Source organism: Mariniphaga sp., assembly GCF_041687215.1.
In the GTDB taxonomy this organism is placed as follows: domain Bacteria; phylum Bacteroidota; class Bacteroidia; order Bacteroidales; family Prolixibacteraceae; genus Mariniphaga.
In genome coordinates, this window is the sequence record NZ_JAWLCI010000014.1 from 37626 (window position 1) to 62262 (window position 24637).

At 45.0% G+C, this 24637-nt stretch carries 14 protein-coding genes; 13 read left to right on the top strand and 1 reads right to left on the bottom strand.

Going from position 1 to position 24637, the window contains the following annotated elements; genetic code table 11:
* Nucleotides 1–109: 109 nt before the first annotated feature.
* From ACESMA_RS07365 to ACESMA_RS07405, 9 genes are all read left to right on the top strand, one after another.
* Nucleotides 110–1375, top strand: coding sequence for an AGE family epimerase/isomerase (locus tag ACESMA_RS07365; protein ID WP_372948141.1), 1266 nt, complete (start codon nucleotides 110–112; stop codon nucleotides 1373–1375).
* A gap of 10 nt (nucleotides 1376–1385) precedes the next feature.
* A complete protein-coding gene (locus ACESMA_RS07370; protein ID WP_372948142.1) occupies nucleotides 1386–2996 on the top strand; it encodes an SLC5 family protein in 1611 nt (536 codons plus the stop codon).
* Nucleotides 2997–3446: 450 nt separating this feature from the next.
* Nucleotides 3447–6869, top strand: coding sequence for a SusC/RagA family TonB-linked outer membrane protein (locus ACESMA_RS07375; RefSeq protein WP_372948143.1), 3423 nt, complete (start codon nucleotides 3447–3449; stop codon nucleotides 6867–6869).
* 12 nt (nucleotides 6870–6881) lie between these two features.
* A complete protein-coding gene (locus ACESMA_RS07380; protein ID WP_372948144.1) occupies nucleotides 6882–8573 on the top strand; it encodes a SusD/RagB family nutrient-binding outer membrane lipoprotein in 1692 nt (563 codons plus the stop codon).
* 99 nt (nucleotides 8574–8672) lie between these two features.
* Entirely contained in the window at nucleotides 8673–10199 is a 1527-nt protein-coding gene (locus ACESMA_RS07385; RefSeq protein ID WP_372948145.1) for a calcineurin-like phosphoesterase C-terminal domain-containing protein, read from the top strand.
* 32 nt (nucleotides 10200–10231) lie between these two features.
* Entirely contained in the window at nucleotides 10232–12448 is a 2217-nt protein-coding gene (locus tag ACESMA_RS07390; protein ID WP_372948146.1) for a hypothetical protein, read from the top strand.
* Between the two features lie 127 nt (nucleotides 12449–12575).
* Nucleotides 12576–14360, top strand: a complete 1785-nt coding sequence (locus ACESMA_RS07395; RefSeq protein WP_372948147.1) for a metallophosphoesterase — start codon at nucleotides 12576–12578, stop codon at nucleotides 14358–14360.
* A 9-nt stretch (nucleotides 14361–14369) separates the two neighbouring features.
* Nucleotides 14370–16697, top strand: a complete 2328-nt coding sequence (locus ACESMA_RS07400; protein ID WP_372948148.1) for a hypothetical protein — start codon at nucleotides 14370–14372, stop codon at nucleotides 16695–16697.
* Nucleotides 16698–16773: 76 nt separating this feature from the next.
* Nucleotides 16774–17868 (top strand): PHP domain-containing protein, encoded by a 1095-nt coding sequence (locus ACESMA_RS07405; protein ID WP_372948149.1) that lies wholly within the window; start codon nucleotides 16774–16776, stop codon nucleotides 17866–17868.
* Between the two features lie 13 nt (nucleotides 17869–17881).
* On the opposite strand, the gene ACESMA_RS07410 is transcribed toward ACESMA_RS07405, so the two are convergent.
* Complete coding sequence (locus ACESMA_RS07410) at nucleotides 17882–18736, bottom strand: AraC family transcriptional regulator (RefSeq protein ID WP_372948150.1); 855 nt, start codon at nucleotides 18734–18736, stop codon at nucleotides 17882–17884.
* Between the two features lie 180 nt (nucleotides 18737–18916).
* Between ACESMA_RS07410 and ACESMA_RS07415 the strand changes: the two genes are divergently transcribed.
* The 4 genes from ACESMA_RS07415 to ACESMA_RS07430 are packed head-to-tail and all read left to right on the top strand — an operon-like array spanning nucleotide 18917 to nucleotide 24633.
* Nucleotides 18917–19840 carry a dihydrodipicolinate synthase family protein gene (locus tag ACESMA_RS07415; protein ID WP_372948151.1) on the top strand — a complete coding sequence of 308 codons (924 nt, stop codon included), beginning with the start codon at nucleotides 18917–18919 and terminating at the stop codon, nucleotides 19838–19840.
* 18 nt (nucleotides 19841–19858) lie between these two features.
* Entirely contained in the window at nucleotides 19859–21346 is a 1488-nt protein-coding gene (locus ACESMA_RS07420) for a sodium:solute symporter (protein ID WP_372948152.1), read from the top strand.
* A gap of 39 nt (nucleotides 21347–21385) precedes the next feature.
* The gene (locus tag ACESMA_RS07425) at nucleotides 21386–22471 is read left to right on the top strand and encodes a sialidase family protein (protein WP_372948153.1); all 1086 of its coding nucleotides are present in this window, start codon (nucleotides 21386–21388) and stop codon (nucleotides 22469–22471) included.
* Nucleotides 22472–22506: 35 nt separating this feature from the next.
* Entirely contained in the window at nucleotides 22507–24633 is a 2127-nt protein-coding gene (locus tag ACESMA_RS07430; RefSeq protein WP_372948154.1) for a ChbG/HpnK family deacetylase, read from the top strand.
* The last annotated feature ends 4 nt before the right edge of the window (nucleotides 24634–24637 follow it).

Genomic DNA, 24637 nt, shown 5'->3' on the forward strand with positions numbered 1-24637 from the left:
CCCGGCTTAAGCCGGGGGCAATAGTGAAAACCGCTTCGTAGAGAGACTTTAGCCATTAATCTTTTTATTTGCCGGATAATTCTTTTTCAACTTAAAACAAATAAAACCGATGGATAAACAAGAACTCATTCAACTTAAACAGGAAGCTGAAAATCATCTGGTGAACGAACTCCTGCCATTCTGGACTTCGCGGATGATTGATGAAAAAAATGGCGGGTACCTCACCCATTTCGATGAAAAAGGGAACGATACCGGTGAAGACGAAAAATCGCTGATTGCACAAACCCGTTGTCTTTATACGCTTTCATCGGCTCACCGGGCGGGTTACGGAAACGGGAAACTGGCCGAAATGGCCCGGCATGGCGTGGATTTTCTGCTCGAAAAAATGTGGGATAAAGAGCACGGCGGTTTTTTCTGGATGCTCGACAGGAAAGGAAATGTGAAAATCGACCAAAAAATCATTTACGGACACAGTTTTGCCATTTATTCGCTGAGTGAATACACACTGGCCACCGGCGACAAACGCGGTATCGAATACGCGGAAAAAGTTTTCGACCTGATTCAGAAATACTGTGTCGATTCCATGTATGGCGGATATTGGGAAATGTTTCACCGCGACTGGACACTTTGCGGAATGGGTAGTCAGGGGGGAGACCGTAAAACCCTGGATGTGCACATGCACCTGATGGAAGCATTCACAACACTTTATGAATATACGGGCCAGGATGTGCATCGTCGGAAACTGCTGGAAGTAATTGATTTGTTGCTGAACCGCATCATTCACCCCCAATACAAAACCGGTATTCCGCAGTTTTACAAAGACTGGTCGGTTGCGCCACAAATTAAGTTTGACATTATCTGGGGCTGGGATCGGTTTTCGGAAGAAGGACAGAAAGGAAATGCCACCGATAATACCTGTTACGGGCATAACGCCGAATTTGCCTGGCTGCTGAACCATGCGCTGGAAATTCTGAAAGAAGAGCCAAAAAACTTTTCGGATTTGTTCCGCACCATTTACGACCACACCATCGAAAACGGTGTTGATTATGAATTTGGCGGTGTGTTTGTGGAAGGACCGCACTCGGGCGGCGTTTACGACCGCGAAAAAGAGTTCTGGCAACAGGCCGAGGTGTTAATTGGTTTGCTCGATGCCCTGATTTTACTGGGCGACGAAAAGTACTGGGAAGCTTACAAAAACGTCCACCGGTTTGTGTTCAACAAGGTTATCAACAAAGGTGTTGGCGAATGGTATCCATTGCTCACCCGCCGTGGAGAACCCATCTGGACCCACATGGGCCATTCCTGGAAAATCAATTACCACACCGTAAGGGCGATGGTTCAGAGTATTAAGCGAATGGAAAAACTAATAAAATAAAACTGAATCCATGAGTATCTCACTAAACTTTTTGGACTGGACGATTGGACTTTTTGTGCTAGTGGGCAGCCTGGGTGTGGGTTTGTACATGGCCCACCGGAGAAGTGCCGGGAAAAACAGTTCTAATTTTTTTCTGGGTGGAAGAAAAATCAAATGGCCGATAATCGGTGCTTCTCTGTTTGCAACCAACATTGGTGCCGAGCACCTGGTGGGACTTTCGGGCGATTCGTACCGATACGGGCTTTCAGCAGGTTCGGTGGAACTGACGACCGCCATTACGCTTGGGTTTGCCTGTGCCATTTTATTTCCCTACTACATCAAAAATAAAATTTTCACCATCCCTGAATTTCTTGAAATCAGGTACAACCGGAATGCACGGCTGTTTTTTTCAGGATTGATGCTGGTAATTAGCATCATGACCAAACTGGCTTTTACACTGTTTGCCGGCGCGTTGGTAATGAACAGTCTGCTGGGCTGGAGCGTGATGACCACCGTTTTTTATACCGGAATGATTGTAGCTGTTTTTACCATCATTGGCGGTTTTACAGCGGTGGCTTACACCGACACCATTCAAACTGTAATTATGATTGTGGGATGTTCCATAATGCTTTTTATCGGTCTCGATAAAGTAGGCGGCTGGGCCGGATTAATGGAAAAAGTACCCGAGGCGATGGTGATTGCTGCTCCGGTTGAAGATCCGGTTTACCCGTTTTGGGGAATTATTGCCACCGCTTTTTATGCCGGTATTTTTTACTGGGGAATCGACCAGGTGAATGTGCAGCGCGTTCTGGCTGCACCAAACCTGCAACAGGCCCGGTGGGGCGCCATGTTTGCCGTTTTTCTGAAAATGTTTCCGGTATTCATTTTTGCCCTGCCGGGTGTAATTGCATTTGCACTTTTCCCCGGATTGGAGGGCGATGAATCGCAGCAAACCTTTATTGTATTGCTGAACCAGTTACTGCCATCGGGGGTGCGCGGACTGGTGCTGGCTTCGCTGGTGGCGGCGTTAATTACTTCACTCATTGCGGTTTTGAATTCAGTTTCCACGCTGGTAGTGCGTGATTTTGTGGTGGAATTCCGGCCCAAAACTTCTGAAAAGCGGCAGGTGCTGATTGGTCGGTTTGTAATTTTTATTGTGGTGTTGTTTGGAATTGGTGCCGCCTGGCTGGTTTATAAAAATGAAGAAGGATTATATAAATACCTGCAAACCATTACTGCTTACCTGGTTATTCCGGTTTTTCCAGCCATTTTTTTTGGAATTGTAAGTAAAAAAGTAACGCTCAGGGGAGCCACGGTTTCGGTAATTGCGGGTGTTATTATGGCTACCATTTTTGTTATTGACCAGTTTCTGGGACCTGAAACCGGCAAAAGTATATTCCCGTTTCTGCATTACAAATATACCCTCAATTTTGGTTTCCGCGGGTTGTGGGCCGAAATTCTGATTACCGGAATTTTGTTCCTTGTTTCGGCATTCACTGAAAAAACTTCACCGGAAAAACTGGAAAAAACCACACTCAATTTTTCAGGGAAAGTGGCACATTTTTCCGGCATAACTGACTGGCGGCTTCACCTGGGGATACTTTCGGCAATAACTATTTCTTTATATATATGGTTAAGCTGAAAAAAATGATCAGATAGATTAGTTTGATCTTCTTTTCGGGTTAATTTTCTTGAATATTATTTGTATTTCTATCAATAAGAGCTTTTTATCTTAATTTGACAATATTCGTTAATGAACATTTGTAATTTTAAATTTAAATTTCTAATGGTCATCTTTTTATTGGCAATAAAGGAAAGTTCAATATTTTTATAATTGGATAAAAGTATAAAATCCCGAATTTCAACTAAAATATAACCTCATTTATTTTGATCTAAATTGATTAAATTTTAACTTCTATTTAATGAGATTTTAACATTTTATGATAATCATAAACATTAATTTAAATTGAAGGGTTAAAATTCTATGTAAATTGAATAAAATTATAGTGGTTTAACGATTTAGCATTTCGGAGATTTGTATTGTTCAATTAAATATGAATTGTAATTGTTGTTAATTTAATATCTAATCCTTATGGAAAACAAATTGTTCAAAATGCTTTTACTGGGAATGGTTGTTCTTTTTTCAGCTTATGCTCAGGCACAAGTGCAGGTGAGCGGAACTGTGAAGGACAACACAGGCGAATCGTTGCCTGGAGTTTCTATTTTGGTTAAGGGAACAACGCAGGGTGTGGTCACCGACATGGATGGCCGATACAGTCTGAGGGTTCCTGAAAGCCAGTCTGTCCTGGTTTTTTCATTCGTTGGAATGGAAACGCAGGAAGTTGCTGTAAACGGCAGGTCGGTTATTGATGTTACCATGAACACCGCATCTATTGGCATGGATGAAGTGGTTGTAACCGCACTGGGTATTTCACGTGAAAAGAAGTCGCTGGGCTATTCGGTTTCTGAGGTTGAAGGAGAAAACCTGCAACGCGTGGCACAGGAAAACGTGCTGAATGCCCTCTCAGGTAAAGTGGCAGGTGTAACCATAAATTCTACAGGCGGACCAGGGTCTTCGGTAAGTATGGTCATTCGTGGTGCTTCATCGCTAACCAGCGACAACCAGCCACTGTTTGTTGTGGATGGAATTCCGATGAATAACACACTGAATAACGTTCAGGAAATTGGGCGTGAAAACAAGCCTGACTTTGGGAACGCAATTTCAGACATTAACCCGGAAGACATTGAAAGTATTTCGGTACTGAAAGGACCAAGCGCCGCCGCTTTGTATGGTTCGCGTGCTGGTAACGGGGTAGTTCTTATTACCACAAAATCAGGTAAAAAATCGAAAGGACTGGGTGTAAATATTACATCGAATACCGTAGTTGAAAGTCCTTACAAATACATTGAAACGCATACTTTGCTTGCCAATGGTCGCCGGCCATTTACGCAGGATGATCGTCCGAATAACGGTTTGCCGTATTATGATGTTCCGGTTGGAGATTCATATTGGGTTGGCCCTGAACTGGACAAAGGTATGATGGCTTACCAGTGGCCTTATTTTAACGAAAACGGCGAACTCGAAGCCCGACCACTGGTTTCGCATCCGGATAACTATAAAGATTTTTTTAATACCGGAATTACTACTACTAATGGTTTTGCCATTACCGATGCAAAAGAGCGGCTGAACTACAGGCTTTCTTATAATAATATGCAGCACAAAGGGATTATTCCCAACAGCGATTTGAATAAGAATACCATTAGTCTCAGCTCTTCATTAAAAATTGTTGAAAAACTTACGCTTGGTTCAAGTATTAACTTTACAACTTCGGGTGCCGACAACCGGCCTTCAACCAGTAACCGTGGAGCAAACCCGTTGCAGGCGTTGTTCGATTTGAATTCTCATATCAATATTGACGACTTGAAAGATTACTGGGAACCCGGGCAGGAAGGAATTATGCAGCGTGCACCGTATAATCTTGAAGTAAATCCTGATGGTACTTACGGCAGGGGTGACTTCATAAACAACCCTTATTTTTTGGCACACGAAGTTAACAACAGTTTTCGGCGCGACAGGGTGTTTGGAAATGCACGTCTCGATTGGCAAATTACTCCTGAATTGTCTTTGATGGCGCGCTATACGCACGACCAGTTTCATGAAAAGCGTGAAGTGAAAATAGCACCCAGTTATTCACGTGATGCAAAAGGCGTTTACGGTTTGTCAAATTTGTACCGGAGAGAACAGAATGCCGACTTTTTGCTCGGTTACAATAAAAGTTTGGAAGATTTCAGTTTGTCAGCCTCAGTGGGTGGAAATTACATGTACCAGTTTGCTGAAAACAGCCTGGCACAAACCAAAAATAACGGTTCAGGGTTAATCGTTCCTGGAATTTACAGCCTTACAAATATTTCCCCCGACAACCTGGTTTATAATTCAGGTTGGAACCAAAAAGGTATTTACAGTTTGTATGCTTTGGCTTCGCTTGGATTCAGGGATGCGGTTTATCTTGATTTAACGGCGCGTAACGACTGGTCAAGTACACTTCCAGTTGAAAACCGTTCCTATTTTTATCCCTCGGCTTCTTTAAGTTTGTTGTTGAACAATATGTTCGATATGGGCGACGATGTTTCCCTGGCCAAACTGCGTGGTGGCTGGGCTATGGTGGGTAATGATACCGACCCATATAAACTGATGGCGGTAATGGGCAACCAGGGAGCCTGGGGAAATCAGACCCGTTTAACTACTTCAGGAACTTTGTTGTTACCCGACCTGAAACCTGAAATTCAAACTTCATGGGAAATTGGGGCAGATCTGGCCCTTTTCGATAACCGTTTAAGGTTGGACGGAACCTATTACCAGGCTGAAAATGAAAACCAGATTCTGAGTATTGGTCTTCCTCCTTCATCGGGTTACACCGGAAAACAAATCAATGCCGGTCTTATTTCGAGTAAAGGGATGGAATTCTCCCTTGGTTTTACCCCAATTTCCAATTCAGACTGGAATTGGGACGTAAATTTTGTTTTCTCGCGAAACCGCACAAAAGTGGAAGAACTGGCTGAAGGATTTGATTACATTGTTTTATGGACCGATGCCAAAGGTGGTGCAGTTACCCGTGTTGGCGATGAAATTGGCCAGATTGTGGATGATGTAATTGTTCGTGTTGATGATCCTTCATCACCTTACCATGGCTGGCCTATTATTGATGAAGAGGGCTGGGACGATGCAGATAACTGGGAAAACCACATGGAAAAAGGCGACAATACCGCAGTTATCGGAAATTTCAACCCCAATTTCCTGATGGGTATGCAAACTTCGCTTTCCTATAAAAAATGGACACTCAGCGCCAGTTTAGACTGGAGGAACGGCGGAGATTTCATTTCTCAAACCTATCGCTACGGTGAATCGGATATGCACACGCAACGATGGATTGACCGCACAGTTAAAATCAATGATATGTCTGGCGATCAAATTGCACAATACCTGAAAGACAATGCCGACAAATATCTATCACCTGATGGTGAATTTTTTGTGGTTGTTGGAGGACCAACTCAGGAAACTGGCGGTCTGCCACACACTGAAGACGGCATAACACTAAATGACGGTGTTTTTATGCCCGGTGTTGAAGGCTATTATGACGACAACGGCAATTTTGTAGCCGTTAGGGAAAACCTCGGAGCCGAAGGTACACCAACAATCCGGTTCCAGGATTTCTACGGATGGAACTACTCGAGAACTGCACTTTTTGATGCCGATTTTGTGAAACTGAGGGAAATCTCACTTTCTTATCAGCTACCACCCATGAATTCGATTGGAATTAACGATGCTACGCTTTCGTTGTATAGCCGCGATATTATTCTTTGGACCAAAGCCGGAATCGGTATTGATCCGGAAAAAGCATTCCAGGCCGAAGGCGGGGTTCAGGGAAGCGGAATACAGTTTAAACAAGGGATTGAACGTTACAACGTTGCCCCCTGGACTATTCCGGTTGGTATTAAGTTAAACGTTAACTTTTAAATAGAGAAGAAAATGAAAACATTAAGTAGAATATTTTTGATTTTATCGGTAATAATTTTTTCTTCATGCGAAGAACATTTTACCGAATTGAATATAAATCCAAACGGAGTGGACCCCGCAATTGTAAATCCCAACCTGATAGTACCAACCATAATTGTTTCAACTGCACAACCCTATTTGGAAAGGAACTACAATGGTGATTTTGCAGGCGTGATGCAATATGTGCAAAAAAGCGGTTGGGGAAGTGAATTAAATAAATTCGACTGGAACCAGGAACGCGATTGGAGCAACTGGTACAGTAACCTTCGCAATGCCAGTCATTTGTATGAAAGAGCTGAAGAAGAAGGTATGGAATTTCAGATGGGAATTGCCACAGTTATCCGTGCATTCAATTTCGGAATTATTGCCGACACCTGGGGTGATGCTCCTTATAGTGCTGCATTGAATGCCCCTGCCGGCGAACAGGAAGATCTGTTTCCTGTGTTCGATTCGCAGGAATCAATTTATAAAGGAATTATTGAGGAATTGAAAACTGCAAATACATTACTTTCGAAATCAGCCGGAGAATATGAAGGGATTAGTCCCGAAGCCGATGTAATTTATGGCGGAAGTCCAGCTCAATGGCGCAAAATGGCCAACTCATTAATGCTAAGATACTATATGCGGCTTTCTGATAAATTGCCCGATTTTGCCAAAGCGGGGATTGAGGAGATTACTTCCAATTCTTCAACCTTTCCGATTTTTACTTCCATTGAAGATGATGCAACGATGGACTTTATTGGATCATCCAGCGGAGATTCATGGCCCGCTGCAGTTGCTTTCGATGCCAGTGAAAGTAATTTCGACAGAATTCAGCTTTGTGCCGGTTTCAGGGATGTGCTGGTTGATTTAAATGACCCTCGTATTGGTGTGTGGTTCAACCCGGTTGTAATTCCCATTAAAGTCTCCGATCAATACGGCGAAGATGAAATTGTGAATGGCGTTAGATATTTGCATCCAGATTTTATGGCCGCCAACAACATGGTGGTTTATAATAAAGAAACCTGGGTAGCTGATGTTGAAGCCGGTAAGCAGCTCATCGACACTATGGAATATGCTGGTTTACCCATTGCATCAACAATCGGAGACGGGTCTTCCTGGAACTTGAATCCACAGCCTATTCAGGGTGGACCTAATGTGCACAATTCAGCTTTGTCCGACATGTACAAAGAAGCTTCGGGCGATATGCTCAAAGCCCGACTGATTTCTTATGCTGAATTGTGTTTTATTCTGGCCGAAGCAGCCCAAAAAGGCTGGTCAGTGGGCTCACAGCAGGAATGGTACGAAAAAGGTGTTGAAGCTTCTTTTGCTACCTGGGGTGTTGATAGTAATTATTCTGCATACATGGCAGAAGAAGGTGTTGCATACGATGGTACACTGGAGCAAATAATGGTTCAAAAATGGATTGCCAACTGGACGGTTGCCCATGAATCATGGTGCGACTGGAGAAGAACAGGTTATCCTGAACTGACCATTGGTCCGCGCGGATTGCGCGATGCCATGCCACTTCGTTTTGAATACGGTAGTGCCGAAAAAGCCAGAAACGCAGCAAATTATCAAAATGCAATTCAGAATTTGGAAGAAACCAGTTTTACCGCTGTTGATGGGAAAGACAGTTCCTGGTCTAAATTCTGGTTGCTGCAGGGTAGCAATAAACCATATTAATTGTTAATGAATAAAAAAAGGTGTGCAGAGGTGTTCCCTTTGCCCCTTTTTTTACTTTTTTCTATTCTTTCTCTTTTCATTTTTAGCAGAAGTCAAAAAATGATTCGTTTTATTTTCATTTTTGTTTTTTCAGGAATTATTACATCCGGATTAGGGAATTCGGCGGCTAAAACCATTCGCGGAACTGTATTTCTGGATGAAAACAAAAATGGAGTATTTGAAAATACTGAATCCGGAATTGCCAGCGTATGCGTTTCCAACGGAAAAACGGTGGTGCAAACCGATGCTTCCGGGAAATGGGAACTGCCTTTCGAAAACACAAATTCTGTTTTTGTTATTAAACCTGCCGGTTATGCTGTTCCGGTGAATCAGGACAATATTCCGCAACATTATTATTTGTCGGGAAAGGGTAAATCCTCTGAGGAGATTCATTTTCCACTTTACCCGGTTAACGAAAAAGATAAATTCTCGGTGCTGTTTTTTGGTGATACACAGGCCCGTGGTTTACGCGAGGTCAATTTTATTTTGCACGATGTGGTGGAAGAATGTATGGAAACCGATGCGGTTTTTGGCGTTTCGCTGGGTGATATTGTAGCCGACGACCCCAACCTGTTTGCCGGGGTAAGCCAGGGAATCGGGCAGATTGGCATTCCGTGGTACAACATTTTTGGGAACCACGACCACGACCGCGACGAAAAGCGCAATGCAAACAAAGACAAAACGTTTCGTAAATTTTTTGGCCCGTCCACCTTTGCTTTTGAATACGGACAGGTGGCGTTTATCGGTTTAAACAATGTTTTTTTTAATGAAAAAGGAAAGTACCATGCACATCTTACCGACGAACAGCTTTCGTTTATTGAAAATTACCTTTTGTTTGTGCCGGAAGATAAACTGGTGGTACTCATGATGCACATTCCCCTGGTTCGAATCGATACGCGCGACAGGTTGTATCAGATTCTGCAGAACAGAAAACATACTTTTTCCGTTTCGGGTCATGTGCACGAGCAAATCCATGTTTTTGTGGATGAGGAAATGGGATGGAAAGGACTGGAACCACATCACCATTTAATCAACGCAACAGTTTGCGGAAGCTGGTGGTGCGGACTGCACGATGAAGTGGGTATTCCGCATGCCACCATGAACGACGGAGCGCCCAACGGATATTCCATCATTACTTTTGATGGGAATAAATACAGCATTCAATTTAAAGCTGCCCGCCGACCGGCAGATTACCAGATGAACATTTACCTGCCCGATGAACTGGCACAAAACGATATGGAGACAACGCATGTGCTGGCCAATATTTTTGCCGGTTCCAGCCGTTCCAAAGTGGAAATGCGTGTAGGAAAAACAGCGGAATGGATTCCCATGCAGCAGTTGGCAACCATCGACCCCGAATGTTTGCGGATGCACCGGCTTAGTCCGGTTCTGGACAAGGAAATCGATTGTCAAACCCTCGAATACGTTTTCGGATATAAAATGGATTATCCCAGTGTTTCAACTCATATGTGGCAGGGAAAACTTCCTGAAGGATTTATAAACGGAACACATACTGTTACTGTGCGTACAACTGATATGTTTAACCAAACCTGGACTGGCCACAGGATTTTCCGGGTTCGGAAATGAAAAATAAAAGATTAAAAATCAATACATTAACCATGAATAAAAATAGTTTAGTCACCTTTATTGTTTTTACATTTTTTCTGGCAGGGATGATGCCGGAAACTGCTACCCCAAAAGGAAAGCCTGTTCATTTCGATGCGCCATTCCTTCAGGATTACAGCATTAAATACTATTTCAACCAACCGGGTGTAACCCTTAGAAAGGTGGCAGCCGACCGCAACGGAAAAATTCAGGTTTTGGCTTCCAACGGTCTGTTGCATCCTCATGCCGGTGCGTTTCTGTATCCCGGAACGCTTGAAAAAGATGGCACACACCGCCCGTTTAACGATAAAAATTTTGCCGGGCTGGCAGCGTATCAGCAGCAACTAATTTATCTTGACGATGAAGCCATTCTGAGCAACGCATGGGCCGGAGAACTTTTCTCTAAACACGAAATGCCTGGTGCAAAACTGTTTGCTGCCGGAGCTGATTTTACCTTTTTGCTGGCAAGCGGCAGGGATTTAAAATTGCTGAAAGATTCCAAAGAGCTCTGGAAAGGAAGAACTCCGGAACAGATTCTTGACCTGAAATATGATCAGGCAACCCAAAAGTTCTGGATTTTAACATCAAGGGCACTTTTTACATTTTCGTCTGAAGGTAAAGAGCTAAAACCATTTTTCGAAGGCAGTGGATTCACTTCATTCGATGTGGTTGGTTTTGGAACGAAAACCCTAATAGGCACACCCAATGGGTATATTGAAGTCAACAATATTTCCCAAAAACAAATGGGTGAAATGAAATCGAAACTCCCGGTGCCGGAAATTACCGTTGTAAAAGAGGTGAACGGCAAGGTGTGGTTTGGTTCGCCCGAAGGTGCTTTTATGCAGCGTAACGACGGAAAATTCAACTATTATTATGGAGAGCGCTGGCTGCCCGGAAACCGGGTAATTGACATTGTCGATGGACCCGATAATTCGGTTTTGATTTTAACTGACAAAGGCCTGGGACAGATTTTTTTCAAGGAAATTACTTTAGCAGAAAAGGCGAATTACTTCGGGAAGCAGGTGCGTCTTCGCCATATCCGCAACGGATTCAATGCATCTCTAAGTGGAATGACAAACGGAGATTTGTCCACCGGTTATCTGGACGACTCCGATAACGATGGACTCTGGACTTCCATGTACCTGGGAAGCCAGGTATTCCGATATGCGGTTACCCAATCAGAAGAAGCACTGCAAAATACCATTGAATCGCTGGATGCCATGGAACGGCTTTACACCATAAACCCGGTGCCGGGATTTCCGTCGCGTTCGTTCGAGCGCAGTGGTTACATCGATATTCTGTCTGATCCGGAACGGTGGCAACATTCCTCCGACCCAGAGTGGGACTGGAAAGCTACTACCAGCAGCGATGAAGCTATTGGGCACGTGTTTGTGTTTGGCGCCATTGCCGAACTCATCGATGTGGAACCGCTTAGAAACAAGGCTGTCAGGTTGCTTGACGAACTGATGCAGCATATTGTGGACAACGATCTTTACCTTATTGATTACGACGGAAAACCGACCACTTGGGGGCGATGGAACCCTGAGTATGTAAACGGATTTCCAACTTCTGTGGGCGACCGCAAACTGAACAGCTCCAACATTGTGGCCATGCTGCAAACAGCTTATCATTTCACAAAAAAGGAAATTTATAAGGAAAAGGCTTTCGAACTGATGCACGACTACGGTTACCTCGAAAACCTTATGCGGCCCATGGAGGAAATTGGCAAAGCGCCCGAAGGTGCTGACGATTGGGCTGCCATGTTGTCCGAATCGTGGAACCACTCCGACGACGAAATGTATTATTTGGGCTACTGGGACCTTTACCGCTATGCGTTTAACGATACCCTGCAAGCTAAGTTTCGGGAAAGTATCATCGACCATTGGGAACATGAGCGCCCGGAAAAAGAAGGTCTTTGGAATTTGTTTACAGCAATGGTTAGCCACGAATTCGACCTGGATGAAGCCATTTGGTATTTGCAGGAATATCCGTTGGATTTAATCGACTGGACCGTAAAAAACAGCCACAGGAAAGACATTCAGCTTATTCCAGAAAATTTCCGCAGGCAAACCATTAAAGAAGTATTGCCCCCCGATGAACTACCCGTCAGGCGGCACAATGCCAACCGTTTTGGGCTGGATGCTGCTGGCGAAGGCCGGTCTGAGTACAGTGCCGGCGACATTTGGTTGTTGCCTTACTGGCTGGGACGCTACCTGGAAGTTATCGAATAGATTACAAGTTTTGATGAAAAATTCCATAGATTGTTTAAATAAAGTTTAGTTCGTTGACTTGGAAAGGCGCATGCGGTTGCAAAAACAACCGGTGCGCTTCTTTCTTTTAATTGAAAAACATTCAGAAATGAATATGTTGAATATCAGATTTTTTAGGATTCTTCTCGTAAGTGCATTTGTCCTGTCGTTAACAGGTTGTTCGCAAAAACAAACACAACCGGCAAATTCGGTTGAACAGGTTATGGATGAAGCCATTACCCAACTTTACGCTACCATGGGTGAAGATGAACTGGAAGCAATCGATCAGCAAAAGGCCATGTCGTTGTTTGACGAAATCGATCTGGGAGTACTTTCAACCAGGCATTGGGTATTCGATGTAAATGTGCCGGTAGTGGTTTCCATTATGCGTAGCACAAGTCAGAAAGCCATGCCGTTTTGGCTCGAATCCGGTGGTTTCGTAAAAACCGGTTTGGAAATGCGAAATGAATACCACACCTACGAAGTGTGGCAAAAAGAATTTGACAAAGGAACGGTGGAACTGGGAATTAACGGATTCGAAAATTTTGCCTACCACTACTTTGTTGCAGTGGCGCCTCAAAACCAAAATGACCAGTTGGAATTGTCGAACTTTATTCCCGAAAACCAGTATGTTGGTGTTTTGGATGACGGTGCATTCACTTACCACGACTGGACCGAACTGGTTCTGCAGGATGTTCCCGAAGAATTGAAGGGCCAAAAATTGCTCACTACCATTCGCGGCCGGGGAAAAGAGTCGCACCTGATTGGCGCTTTCCGCAAAACACAATTCCCGTCATCTGCAGAGCCCGACCAGGTTTTGCTCACGTGGAGTGCCGATCCGTCAACGAGCATCGATATTCAGTGGCGAGCAAATACTTCAGTGGAAACCGGTGAAGTAAAATACCGCGTTGCAGGGAGTTATGATTTTCAAACGGCTATACCTGAAAAATATGTGATGGAAGACCGCGAACTGATGAACGACAGGTTCATTCACCGTTTTACAGGCAAGCTACAGGAATTGCATCCGGGAACCAGTTATGAATATCTCATTGCACCAGAATCCGACTGGGCAAAAGCCAGAGTTTTTTCTACGCCCGCTGTTGACAACTCTTTTTCATTTATCTGGTTTGGCGATGTGCACCATAAAAAAAAGTTTGGCGATTTGCATTACAAAGCCGAAGCTGCCCATCCTGAAGTTGCTTTTTATACCATTGCAGGTGATTTGGTGGGCGACGGCCTCTACCGCAACCAGTGGGATGAACTTTTTGAATACTCCAAAGAGGTGATTCGCAAAAAACCACTGATGAATGTCCCCGGAAACCACGACAACCGGTTGGGCCTGGGCGCCAAAATGTACCGCGATATGTTCAGTTATCCTGCAAATGGGCCCGATGGTGTTCCAAAGGAGCAAACCTATTCGTTCACATACAAAAACACACTTTTTCTGATGCTTGACGCCACATCGTTAGTGGAAGCGCAAACGGAATGGATTGAAAAGCAGTTGGCCAATTCAGAGGCAACCTGGAAAATTGCAGTGTTCCATTTTCCTCCCTACAACTGGGAAGAACCTTATCTAAACATCCAGGAAGAGTGGATTCCGGTATTCGACAAGTACCATGTGAATATGGTATTCAGTGGCCACATTCATTACTACATGCGCTCCAAACCCATGAAAGCCGGCCAGGTGGTGGATTCATACAATAACGGAACAGCCTACATTATTTCCCTCGGAATTCCCGGGCGGAATGAAGAAATTGACGATGAACCTTATGCCGCCGTGCGGGAACAGGACTGTTGGCTGTACCAACACATTCAAATCGACGGAAACCAACTTTTTTACCAGTCGGTGAATTTTGACGGAGAGGTGATTGATGCATTCGAAATAACCAAATAAAAATTTGAAATGAAAATAAATTGCAGTACATCAGTTTTTTGCAGGAATTTGTTTTTGCTGGTACTTTTAATTCCGGCAACAACTTTTGCCCAGGATTTTTTTCGGGTGGAAAACCGCTTGTGGGAACCTCAGAAAGATGAAATTTACCTTCAGGAAGTTTCGCATAAAATTCCGACTGAACCGGCCATTGCTTCGGTAGCGGTTTTGAATGAGGATTGCTACGTTTTAATGGAGAATCAAATTTTTGTTTTGGATGGAACGGACTTCAAAGAAGTAAACAACGCACCAGCCGGTGCTGAACGACTTAAAACCGTGGGCTCGAAACTTTGGGCGCTTACCGTAAACGGACTGTTTTCGTTCGACGGAACCAACTGGGAACGAGTTGACGACAGAAAGATTGTGGATGTTTGTTTACACAACGGGGCGGTTCATGCAGCCACCCGGGATGAAATTTACAGGCTGGAAAACAACCGGTTAATCAGCCTGAAACCTGAAAATGGCTATCACACCAGCAATGTGACCATGGTGATGGAAGATGGCACCCAACTTCATGCCGAACCGGTTAAAATCGGGCCAATCGATCGGATTGCCTCGTACAGCGGGACATTGTACATCCTCCGTCCGGGCGAATTGATTCTGTTCGACGGGCTGGTGGTCAACAGCGATTTTATCGACTGGGGTTCGCTGCCCTCAAAAAACACCCGCGACATGTTGAGCCTGGGAAGCAGGCTGTTTGTAGCTACCGACCGCGGTCTGGGCATATTAAGAGGCGCATCTATATACGAAATAAAAGGAAACGACGGTTTGCCCGTGGAAAACACCACCTGCCTGGAAAAGGGTTTTGCGCAGGACATCTGGATTGGGACCGAACGCGGGGCAGTGCGTTTTATTGATGATGAATGGCACTACTTTGGCGCCGACCTCTGGCTGCCCAATAATAAAGTGAACGACATTGCTGTGTTCGGTAACAAAGTTTACATTGCAACCGACGGCGGTTTGGGAATTATTGAATACGAACCGTTTACCTTGCGCAAAAAAGCCGATTACTACGAACGCCACCTCGAAGAATGGGGCCACAAAAGGTTGGGTTTTATTCACACCGTTTATAAAAAAGACGGGAAGTGGGTGCGCGAAATCAGCGACAACGATGGAGGTCATACTTCTCCCTATTTGGCAGCCATGTCATTCAAATATGCCGTTACCGGCGACGGGCAAGCGAGGAAAGAGGCGGTTGAATCTTTTAAAGCCATGTTGTGGCTGGAACGGATTGTGCCCATCGATGGATTTTTTGCCCGGGCAATCTGGTCAACCACCAGCGACAAGGACGAAATGAGCAAGGGCGGTTCGGGGGGCTTGCCGGCCAAATGGTACCCCACTCCCGATGGAAAATGGTATTGGAAAGGCGATACCTCCAGCGATGAGGTAATTGCCATGTTCTATTCGGTTTCCATTTTTTATGAATTGGTAGCCGAAGGAAAAGAAAAAGAAGAAGCACGGGAACTGTTGAAAAGAGTGGCTGATTATATTATCGACTGCGGCTGGGTTTTAAAAGATATGGATGGCGAAACAACACGCTGGGGCCGATGGAATCCGGAATATTTGCTGAGGCCGTACGGTTATGTTGACCGCGGAATTAATGGACTGGAAGCCCTTACTTTTATGGAAACGGCTTATGCACTTACCGGCGATGAAAAATTTAAAGAAGGCAACCAGCAACTCCTTGACTGGGATTACCATACGAATACCATTCGCCAAAAGAATGTTTTTCCACCTTCCAGTATTGCCACCTGGGACGACAATCATGCTTTCCGAAGTTATTACACGTTGCTCCGCTATGTGAAAGACCCTGCCCTGCGGTCGGTTTATCTGCGCAGCCTCGAACGCACCTGGGAAGTGAAACGCATGGAACAGATTCCGTGGTTTAATTATGTGTACGGTGCCATTACGGGCAATGATTGTGAAGAGGAAAAAATGGTGAAACATTTGCGCGAATGGGTGCTCGATTGCACAGAGCACAACTACCAAAATTCGCACCGCGATGATCTGTTTGTGGAACCTGGTTACAAAACATACGAAAGAGGCAGAAAGCGAATATCGCCGCGCGAAATGGCCATAAAACGTGCCAGCCGCAGTGCCATTGCTTTGGATGGCGGCAGTAACGGGAATCGCATAATGGAACCCACCGGCTTTTTGCGCGATTACTGGATGGGGCGCTATCATGGTTTTATCGAAGCACCCGAAACAGATGATCCGGATTTGGTTCGTGTGAAACAAGAACCATTGAAGCAATTGGGAGCAACGCCGTTTGATGGCCCGGCACGACCGGAGTTGTATTAAAATTATGTTTTTGAATTAGTTTGTTCATGTATTAAAAGTTTGATAGTTTTGAAATCAATTTAAAAACACAATCAAAATGAATAACAAGACTTTTTCTCCAATGAAATCGCTTTTCGGCTCTTTGCCGGTAATTGTTTTTACGATGCTGGCTTTTGTATTTTTCGGTTGCCAGCCCAAATGGGACATTCAAAACCCGTATGCCGAAGTGGACTGGGCGAACCACCAACGGTACAAAGCCAATTTTCATACGCACACCACCCGTAGCGACGGCCGCATGAATCCGCAAAACGTAGTGGACAAATACCATGAATTGGGATATACCATCCTGGCCATTACCGATCATAACGAAGTTACTTATCCGTGGACTTCGTTTGCTGAATTGGAGGCAAGCAATGGGGCACATCAACGACTTGAGGGCGGGCAACTCGAGGTGCAGAATTTGGTTTACGAAAACCGTGACCCGCAGCAACTGGGTATGCTGGCTATTCAGGGGAACGAGCTTTCGCGGCACCACCACATGGGCAGTTTTTTTAACGACCACAATGGTACGGAAACCGAAGAAGAATCGTTAAAAGCAGTGGCAGCCAAAAACGGACTGAATATGTTTTACCATCCGGGTCGATACACCGCCAGCAATCCCGAAAAGTTTAACCTCGATTGGTACGTGGATTTTTATCAGCGTTTTGATCAGCTCATTGGTATGGAAATTTATAACCAGGGCGACCGCTATCCAACTGACCGGGGAACTTACGATGCCTTGCTTTCAAGGCTGATGCCCGGCCGTCCGGTGTGGGCCTATTCCAACGACGACATGCACCATAGCAGTACGTTGGGCCGCAACTGGAACGTTTTGCTCTTGCCCGAACTCAACGAAACCTGGGTGCGCAAAGGAATGCAGGAAGGCCGCAGTTATTACGTGTATTCACCATCGGGACATCATGCTGCTGTTCTGCCCGAAATACATGATATAACAATAAATAACCGCAAAGGCCTAATTGAAGTGAACGTAACCGGACACGATTCCATTCGCTGGATTTCCGGTGGGGAAGTGGTTTTTCGAGGAACGCAGTTTTCGCTGAAAGAGAATTCCGAAGTTGAAAAATATGTCCGTGCCGAGATTTTTGGGCCAGGCGAGGTTATTATGGGAACCCAGCCGTTTGGAATTAGATAGAAACGTAAACCAACTATTGCTGAAACGCCTTCCGGTATTCCGAGGGCGTTTTTTTCATCACCACTTTAAAGTAGTGGTTAAAATTGGCCAGGTTGTTATAGCCGCATTCGTAGCAAATCTGCGTAATCTGTTTTTCCGTTTCGGCCAGCAGCCGGGCCGCAATGCCAATGCGCACACTTTTTACATAATCCATAAAAGTCTGGCTGGTTTTCTTTTTAAAATACCGGCAAAACGAGCTGGGCTCCATGTAAACCAATTTAGCAGCGTCGTTCAGGTTAATGCCGTTTTGCACGTTCTGGAAAACATATTCATATATTTTGTCAATTTGCTCGCGGTCTTTGTTGTAAGTGTTGGGCATAGACGATGGCAGCGCCAGGTATTCCCGGTCTTCAATCTGGAGTAAAAGACTGAACACTTTTAATAACTCAATGTACCTTTCCAATCCTTCCATGTGCACCATTTTTTTAAGCGATTCGGCCACTTTTTTGGTTTTCGGGCCTTTAAACAGGATTCCGCTACCTGCCTCTTTCAGGAGGTTAACCACTTCATCCAGTTCAGGAATATTGAAAAAATTGGAACTGATTATATTTTCATAAAAATGAGTAACCACGCATTCCCCCTGTTTATCGGGTCCGGGTTCCAATACCTCCCAGCAATGGGAAATGTTTGGCCCAAGCAACACCAAATCGCCTTTAGTGTAACTCGAAATATGATTTCCCACAATACGACGGCCTGTACCGGCGGTAATGTAATTGAGTTCGAAATTTTTGTGCGAGTGGATTTTATCTGAATCAGGATCCATTTTATACCGGCGGGTGATGAACGAATGTTTATGTGAAACATCAATCTTTTCGTAAACAAACCTCATATTGTTTTTTTTTAACCGTAAAGTGTAAATATAAAAGATATTTTTTGATTATTGGTCAAAATTTAATGTGAAATAAACAATTTTCAACAAGCATTTTGTGCCGGTTTGCTGTTTTTTTGTATAAGGGAAAATGACTTGTTAGCTGGAGATAAAAACAAAACTTTCAATATTATAATAATTATGGATCTTCCTTTACGTGGAATTATACCTCCTGTTGTTACTCCACTTTTAAATGATAATGAACTGGATGAACAGGGAATTGAAAATTTAATCAGTCATATACTTGAAGGCGGGGTACACGGTATTTTTTTACTGGGAACCACCGGAGAGGCCACCAGTTTAAGGTACAAATTACGTGAAAAATTTGTCAGGCTGGCTTGTTCGCTGATTGGTAATAAAGTGCCGGTAATGGTTGGCATAACCGATACATCGTTTGATGGTTCGGTGGAAATGGCTCATGTGTGCCAGGACGCCGGCGCAGACATGGTTGTAATTGCACCACCTTATTATGTTCCAATTTCCCAGGTTGAAATGCGGTGTTACCTCGATGATTTGGTGCCGCGGTTGTCGTTACCGTTTTTGCTGTATAACATGCCGTCGCACACCAAACTGCACATGTCGGTAAAAACGGTGGAACACGCCAAAGAGCTTGGAGCACTTGGAGTTAAAGACAGTTCGGGCGATATGCAGTACCTTTTGTCGCTGATAGACGCATTCCGATATGCACCCGATTTTTCAGTAATTACAGGAACTGAAATTTTTATCCCCGAAACCATTCTTCAGGGAGGGCACGGTGCCATTGCGGGCGGCGCCAATATGTTCCCTCGTTTATTTGTGGATTATTACCGCTCTGCAGTTGAAAAAGATTATACAAAAATTGACTTTTTGCGCCGGATTGTGCTGAAAATATACAATACCATTTATAATGTTGGTACTTTTACTTCGCGTTACACGGTGGGCACCAAATGTGCACTTGCCGCACTGGAAATCTGCAACGATTATGTGGCACATCCGTTGAGGCAATTCGATTATGCCGAACGGAACACCATTGAAAACTACGTGGAGGAAATAAAAGAAATGATAGGTAAAGCAACTTTTACCTGAACCTGTTAAAAGATAGATATGCAGTTACCAACGTTAGATCTTGTTGTTTTTATTCTGATTACTTTTGGAAATGTCCTTTTTGGCGCAAGCTTCTTTTTTAAAAACAGAACATCGGGGCAATTTACTTCCGGCGGAGGTAACCTGCCAGCCTGGGTTGTGGGCATGTCTATTTTTGCCACGTTTGTTAGCAGTATTAGTTTTTTGGCCCTTCCCGGAAATGCCTTCTCCACCAACTGGAATGCCCTGGTTTTTAGTTTTTCAATTCCGGTGGCAGCCATTCTGGCCGTGAAATTTTTTGTACCGCTTTACCGCGGAATAGGAAGCATTTCGGCTTACAATTACCTGGAAACCCGTTTTGGAGTCTGGGCGCGAGTTTATGCTTCGGCCTGTTATCTTCTCACACAACTCATGCGCACCGGCGCTATTTTGCTTTTGCTGGCGCTGCCCATCAATGCCTTGTTCGGTTTTAATATCAAAACAATAATAATTGTAACAGGATTTGCTGTAACCTTGTATTCCATGCTGGGAGGAATTCGTGCGGTGGTATGGACCGATGCCATACAAGGAATTGTGTTGATTCTGGGTGCAGTGGTTTCTGCGTTGGTTTTAACCTTTTCCATGCCCGAAGGGCCTAAGCAGATTTTTGAAATTGCCTCTGCAAACGACAAATTCAGCCTCGGAAGTTTCGGTGCAAGCCTATCCGAATCTACTTTTTGGGTGGTGCTCATTTACGGGCTGTTCATCAATCTGCAAAACTACGGCATCGACCAAAATTTCGTGCAACGCTACATGGCTACCAGCACTGATAAAAAAGCCAAGGGGTCGGCCTTGTTTGGTGCACTGCTCTATGTTCCGGTTTCGGTGATTTTCTTTTATATCGGAACAGCGCTTTTTTCGTATTACACCGCTCAGCCGGAGTTGCTGCCTGCTGAGTTGCACCAGCCTGGTGCCGGCGATAAAGTGTTCCCTCATTTTATTGTGAACGGATTGCCCACCGGAATTACAGGTTTGCTGATTTCCGCCATTTTTGCCGCCGGAATGAGCACTGTTTCAACCAGTTTGAACAGTACGGCGACCATTATTTTAACTGATTATTACCAACGCTACATCAACAAAAATGCCAATGAGAGGCAGTCGATGGCAGTTTTGTACCTGTCGTCTGTAGCAATTGGGTTTTTGGGTGTTTTAATTGCCTTAACGCTGGTTGGCGTGGAGAGTGTGCTGGATGCCTGGTGGTCGCTGGCTTCCATCTTCAGTGGCGGCATGCTGGGGTTGTTCCTGCTGGCATTTATTTCGAGTAAAACACGGCGTATCGATGCCATTATTGGCGTAATTGCCGGAGTGCTGGTCATAGTGTGGATGAGCCTCAGCCCGCTTTATTTTACCAGCGAAAACCTGCTGGCCTTCCGCAGTCCGTTCCACAGCAATCTCACCATTGTTTTTGGAACAATGGTTATTTTTCTGTTGGGATTTGTTAGTTTGAAGTTCTTTTTTAAAAAGAGATAATTCTGTAAATTTATAAGTGTTTAATTAAGTTATATTCGAATGAGAACAACAGTTGTAATTATTTTAATGATTTCAGCCATGAATCTGCTAGCGAACAACCCGTTTAAAGGCGATCGTGCCGTGGTTAAATCCGAATTTGTTTACAAAACGGAGGATGTTCCCTTTCCGAGTTGTCATGCCTCTACTATTGCACAAACCGAGGATGGGCTGGTAGTAGCCTGGTTTGGCGGCCAGTATGAAAAACATCCCGAAGTGGGGATTTGGTTCAGCCGGTTTATCAACGGCAAATGGACAGTGCCCGTTGAAGTGGCCAACGGTGTGCAGCATTCTGATCTTCGTTATCCTACCTGGAACCCGGTGTTGTTCGATTATGGCGATGAACTGTTTCTGTTTTACAAAGACGGTCCGAACCCGCGCGATTGGTGGGGACAACTCCTCATTTCTCCCGACAATGGAAAAACCTGGTCACGACGCATGCGGTTGCCCGAAGAAATTTTCGGTCCCATTAAAAATAAACCTGAATTATTGCCCAATGGCGAACTCATTTGCCCCACCAGCACCGAACACAACGGCTGGCAGGTGCACATGGAGTTTACTTCCGATCGGGGGAAAACCTGGGAACGCACCGAACCCATTAACGATGGTACCGAAATAGCTGCCATTCAGCCCAGCATTTTAAAACACCCGGGCGGGAAGTTGCAGATTCTGTGCCGCAGCAAAAACAAGAAAATATTATCAGCCTGGTCAACCGATAACGGAAGAACCTGGAGCAAACTGGAACCCATTGATTTGCCGAATCCCAACTCCGGTACCGATGCGGTAACTTTAAAAGATGGTCGGCATCTGCTGGTTTACAACCATGTTGACCCGGATGAGGAATGGGGTAACCGGAATATTTTGAATGTTGCTGTTTCTTCCGACGGACTGAATTGGCAGGCAGCCGTTCTGTTGGAAAATGATTCCGATCCGGACGGAGAATATTCGTATCCTGCAGTTATTCAAACTACCGACGGCATGGTGCATATAACTTACACCTGGAACAGAAAATTAATTAAGCATGTGGTACTCGACCCTTCGAAATTCGAGTTGAAACCCATGCAAAATGGCAAATGGCCGGTAATGTAATTACAATTTGAAATTTATTTAAAAACCAAAAAACTATGGAAAAAATAATCAAACAGCCGGTTGTTTTTAGGCTGTTTCCTGCCGGAATATTTTTGCTGGCCGGATTTTTTGCCATCGCACCTTTATTGACAGAGGCGCAGCAAATTTCAAAAACATCCTTTTCTGGTGAATTCATTTTTCCGAAGCAGGAAAACCATGTACACAGCAGTTCGGTGGTGGAACTGCCTAACGGCGATTTGTTGGTGTGCTGGTTCGAGGGCTCGGGCGAGCGGACAGCCAACGATGTGGCGGTAATGGGCGCCCGCCTGAAAAAAGGACAATCCCAATGGAGCAAACCGTTTGAAATGGCCGATACGCCTGATAATCCAGACTGTAATCCTGTTCTTTTTCTGGATGCAAAAAACAGGCTGCACCTCACCTGGGTGGTGGTGGTGGCTAACCGGTGGGAAGCGTCGCTTCTCAAAACCCGTATTTCTGCAAATTACCAAAATGGAGGCGCCCCCCAATGGGATTGGCAGGATGTGATTCTGCTTAAACCAGGCGAAGAGTTTGCCAAGGCGCTGGAAAAAGGTTTCAGGGAAATGGACCCGCCCGGACTGGCCTGGGCCGAGTATGCCCCGCAATACGAACGGATGATTGTGGAAGCCGCCAAAGACCCCGTAAAACGTGAGGTGGGTTGGATGGGACGCATTCAACCTCTGACACTCCAAAATGGCCGGATGTTAATGCCACTTTATTCCGACGGCTACAACGTTTCGCTGGTAGCCATTTCCGTCGACAACGGCGATACCTGGAAACCCAGCCTGCCTATCGTGGGGCGCGGAAATATTCAACCTGCATTGTTGCAGAAAAAAGACGGAACCGTGGTTGCTTACATGCGCGACAATGGCGATGCGCCGCAGCGGATCATTGTCAGCACTTCGGAAGATAACGGTTACACCTGGAGTGTTTCCAAAAAAACAGATATTCCCAATCCGGGCGCCAGTGTGGAAGCCATACCACTCACCGACGGCCACTGGCTGATGGTTTACAATGATTTGGAGGATGGCAGAAACCGGCTGGCTGTTTCACTTTCCGACGATGAAGGAGCCACCTGGAAATGGAAGCGCTACCTCGAATATGAGCCCAAAGGGAAAGGCAGTTTTTCTTATCCTACTGCCATTCAAACCAAAGATGGCCGGGTGCACGTGACTTATTCGCATCACACATCCGAAGGGAAATCCATTAATCACGTTTCGTTTATGCCGGAGTGGGTAAAAGGAAACAGCACCGTTGAAAACAATGCAGGAAAGCTGGGCTTTCCGAAGGGGAAAAAAGTGTTGCTCCTGCACATGGACGATTTGGGCATGTGCAAGGAAGCCAACGATGCCGGAAAATTCTATATCGAAAACGATCACATCCTGTCCGGAGCGGTGATGATGCCTTGCGAATATGCCGTGCCAATTGTGGAATGGGCGAAAAATGTTCCAAAGGCTGATATTGGGGTACACCTCACACTCACCAGCGAATGGAAAACCTGGCGCTGGCCGCCACTCACCGACGCCGAAAAGGTTCCCGGTTTGCTTGACCCCGATGGACAAATGTGGCGCAGTGTGCAGGAGGTGGTGATGAATGCCACCCCACAGGAAGTGGAAATGGAAATCAGGGCGCAAATCGATAAGATGCTGGCCCTCGGATTAACGCCCACGCACATCGACACCCACATGGGAACATTATATGGTTCACCTGAATTTTTAAAGGTTTTTCTGAAGGTGGCCGAGGAATATAAAATACCGGCCAATGCCATCGACCTTTCCAATCTAAAAGTAGCTGCTTTTTATCGTGAGGTAGGATATCCTGTAAACGAAGAGGTAATCGAAATGATTGGAAATTACCACCTTCCGCATCTCGACAACTTTGGCAGCGTGCCCAAAGGAGCTACCTACGAAGAGGTAAAAAACAACTTTTACAAACTGGTGAATTCACTGGACCCCGGCATTACCGAAATTATTTTTCACCCCTCGTTTGAAACCGAAAATATGAAAACAATAACCGGCTCGTGGCAGCAGCGGGCGTGGGAAGCCCAAATGTTTGCCGACCCGGAAGTCATCCGGTTCTTCGAAGAAAACGACATCATCATCACCACATGGCGGGAGGTGATGGAACGTTTTGAAAGGAAGTAAGCAA

Bases quoted from the DNA above. Each gene is read 5' to 3' on its own strand.
- ACESMA_RS07365 (WP_372948141.1), top strand. From the start codon at position 110: ATGGATAAACAAGAACTCATTCAACTTAAACAGGAAGCTGAAAATCAT.
- ACESMA_RS07370 (WP_372948142.1), top strand. From the start codon at position 1,386: ATGAGTATCTCACTAAACTTTTTGGACTGGACGATTGGACTTTTTGTG.
- ACESMA_RS07375 (WP_372948143.1), top strand. From the start codon at position 3,447: ATGGAAAACAAATTGTTCAAAATGCTTTTACTGGGAATGGTTGTTCTT.
- ACESMA_RS07380 (WP_372948144.1), top strand. From the start codon at position 6,882: ATGAAAACATTAAGTAGAATATTTTTGATTTTATCGGTAATAATTTTT.
- ACESMA_RS07385 (WP_372948145.1), top strand. From the start codon at position 8,673: ATGATTCGTTTTATTTTCATTTTTGTTTTTTCAGGAATTATTACATCC.
- ACESMA_RS07390 (WP_372948146.1), top strand. From the start codon at position 10,232: ATGAATAAAAATAGTTTAGTCACCTTTATTGTTTTTACATTTTTTCTG.
- ACESMA_RS07395 (WP_372948147.1), top strand. From the start codon at position 12,576: ATGAATATGTTGAATATCAGATTTTTTAGGATTCTTCTCGTAAGTGCA.
- ACESMA_RS07400 (WP_372948148.1), top strand. From the start codon at position 14,370: ATGAAAATAAATTGCAGTACATCAGTTTTTTGCAGGAATTTGTTTTTG.
- ACESMA_RS07405 (WP_372948149.1), top strand. From the start codon at position 16,774: ATGAATAACAAGACTTTTTCTCCAATGAAATCGCTTTTCGGCTCTTTG.
- ACESMA_RS07410 (WP_372948150.1), bottom strand. From the start codon at position 18,736: ATGAGGTTTGTTTACGAAAAGATTGATGTTTCACATAAACATTCGTTC.
- ACESMA_RS07415 (WP_372948151.1), top strand. From the start codon at position 18,917: ATGGATCTTCCTTTACGTGGAATTATACCTCCTGTTGTTACTCCACTT.
- ACESMA_RS07420 (WP_372948152.1), top strand. From the start codon at position 19,859: ATGCAGTTACCAACGTTAGATCTTGTTGTTTTTATTCTGATTACTTTT.
- ACESMA_RS07425 (WP_372948153.1), top strand. From the start codon at position 21,386: ATGAGAACAACAGTTGTAATTATTTTAATGATTTCAGCCATGAATCTG.
- ACESMA_RS07430 (WP_372948154.1), top strand. From the start codon at position 22,507: ATGGAAAAAATAATCAAACAGCCGGTTGTTTTTAGGCTGTTTCCTGCC.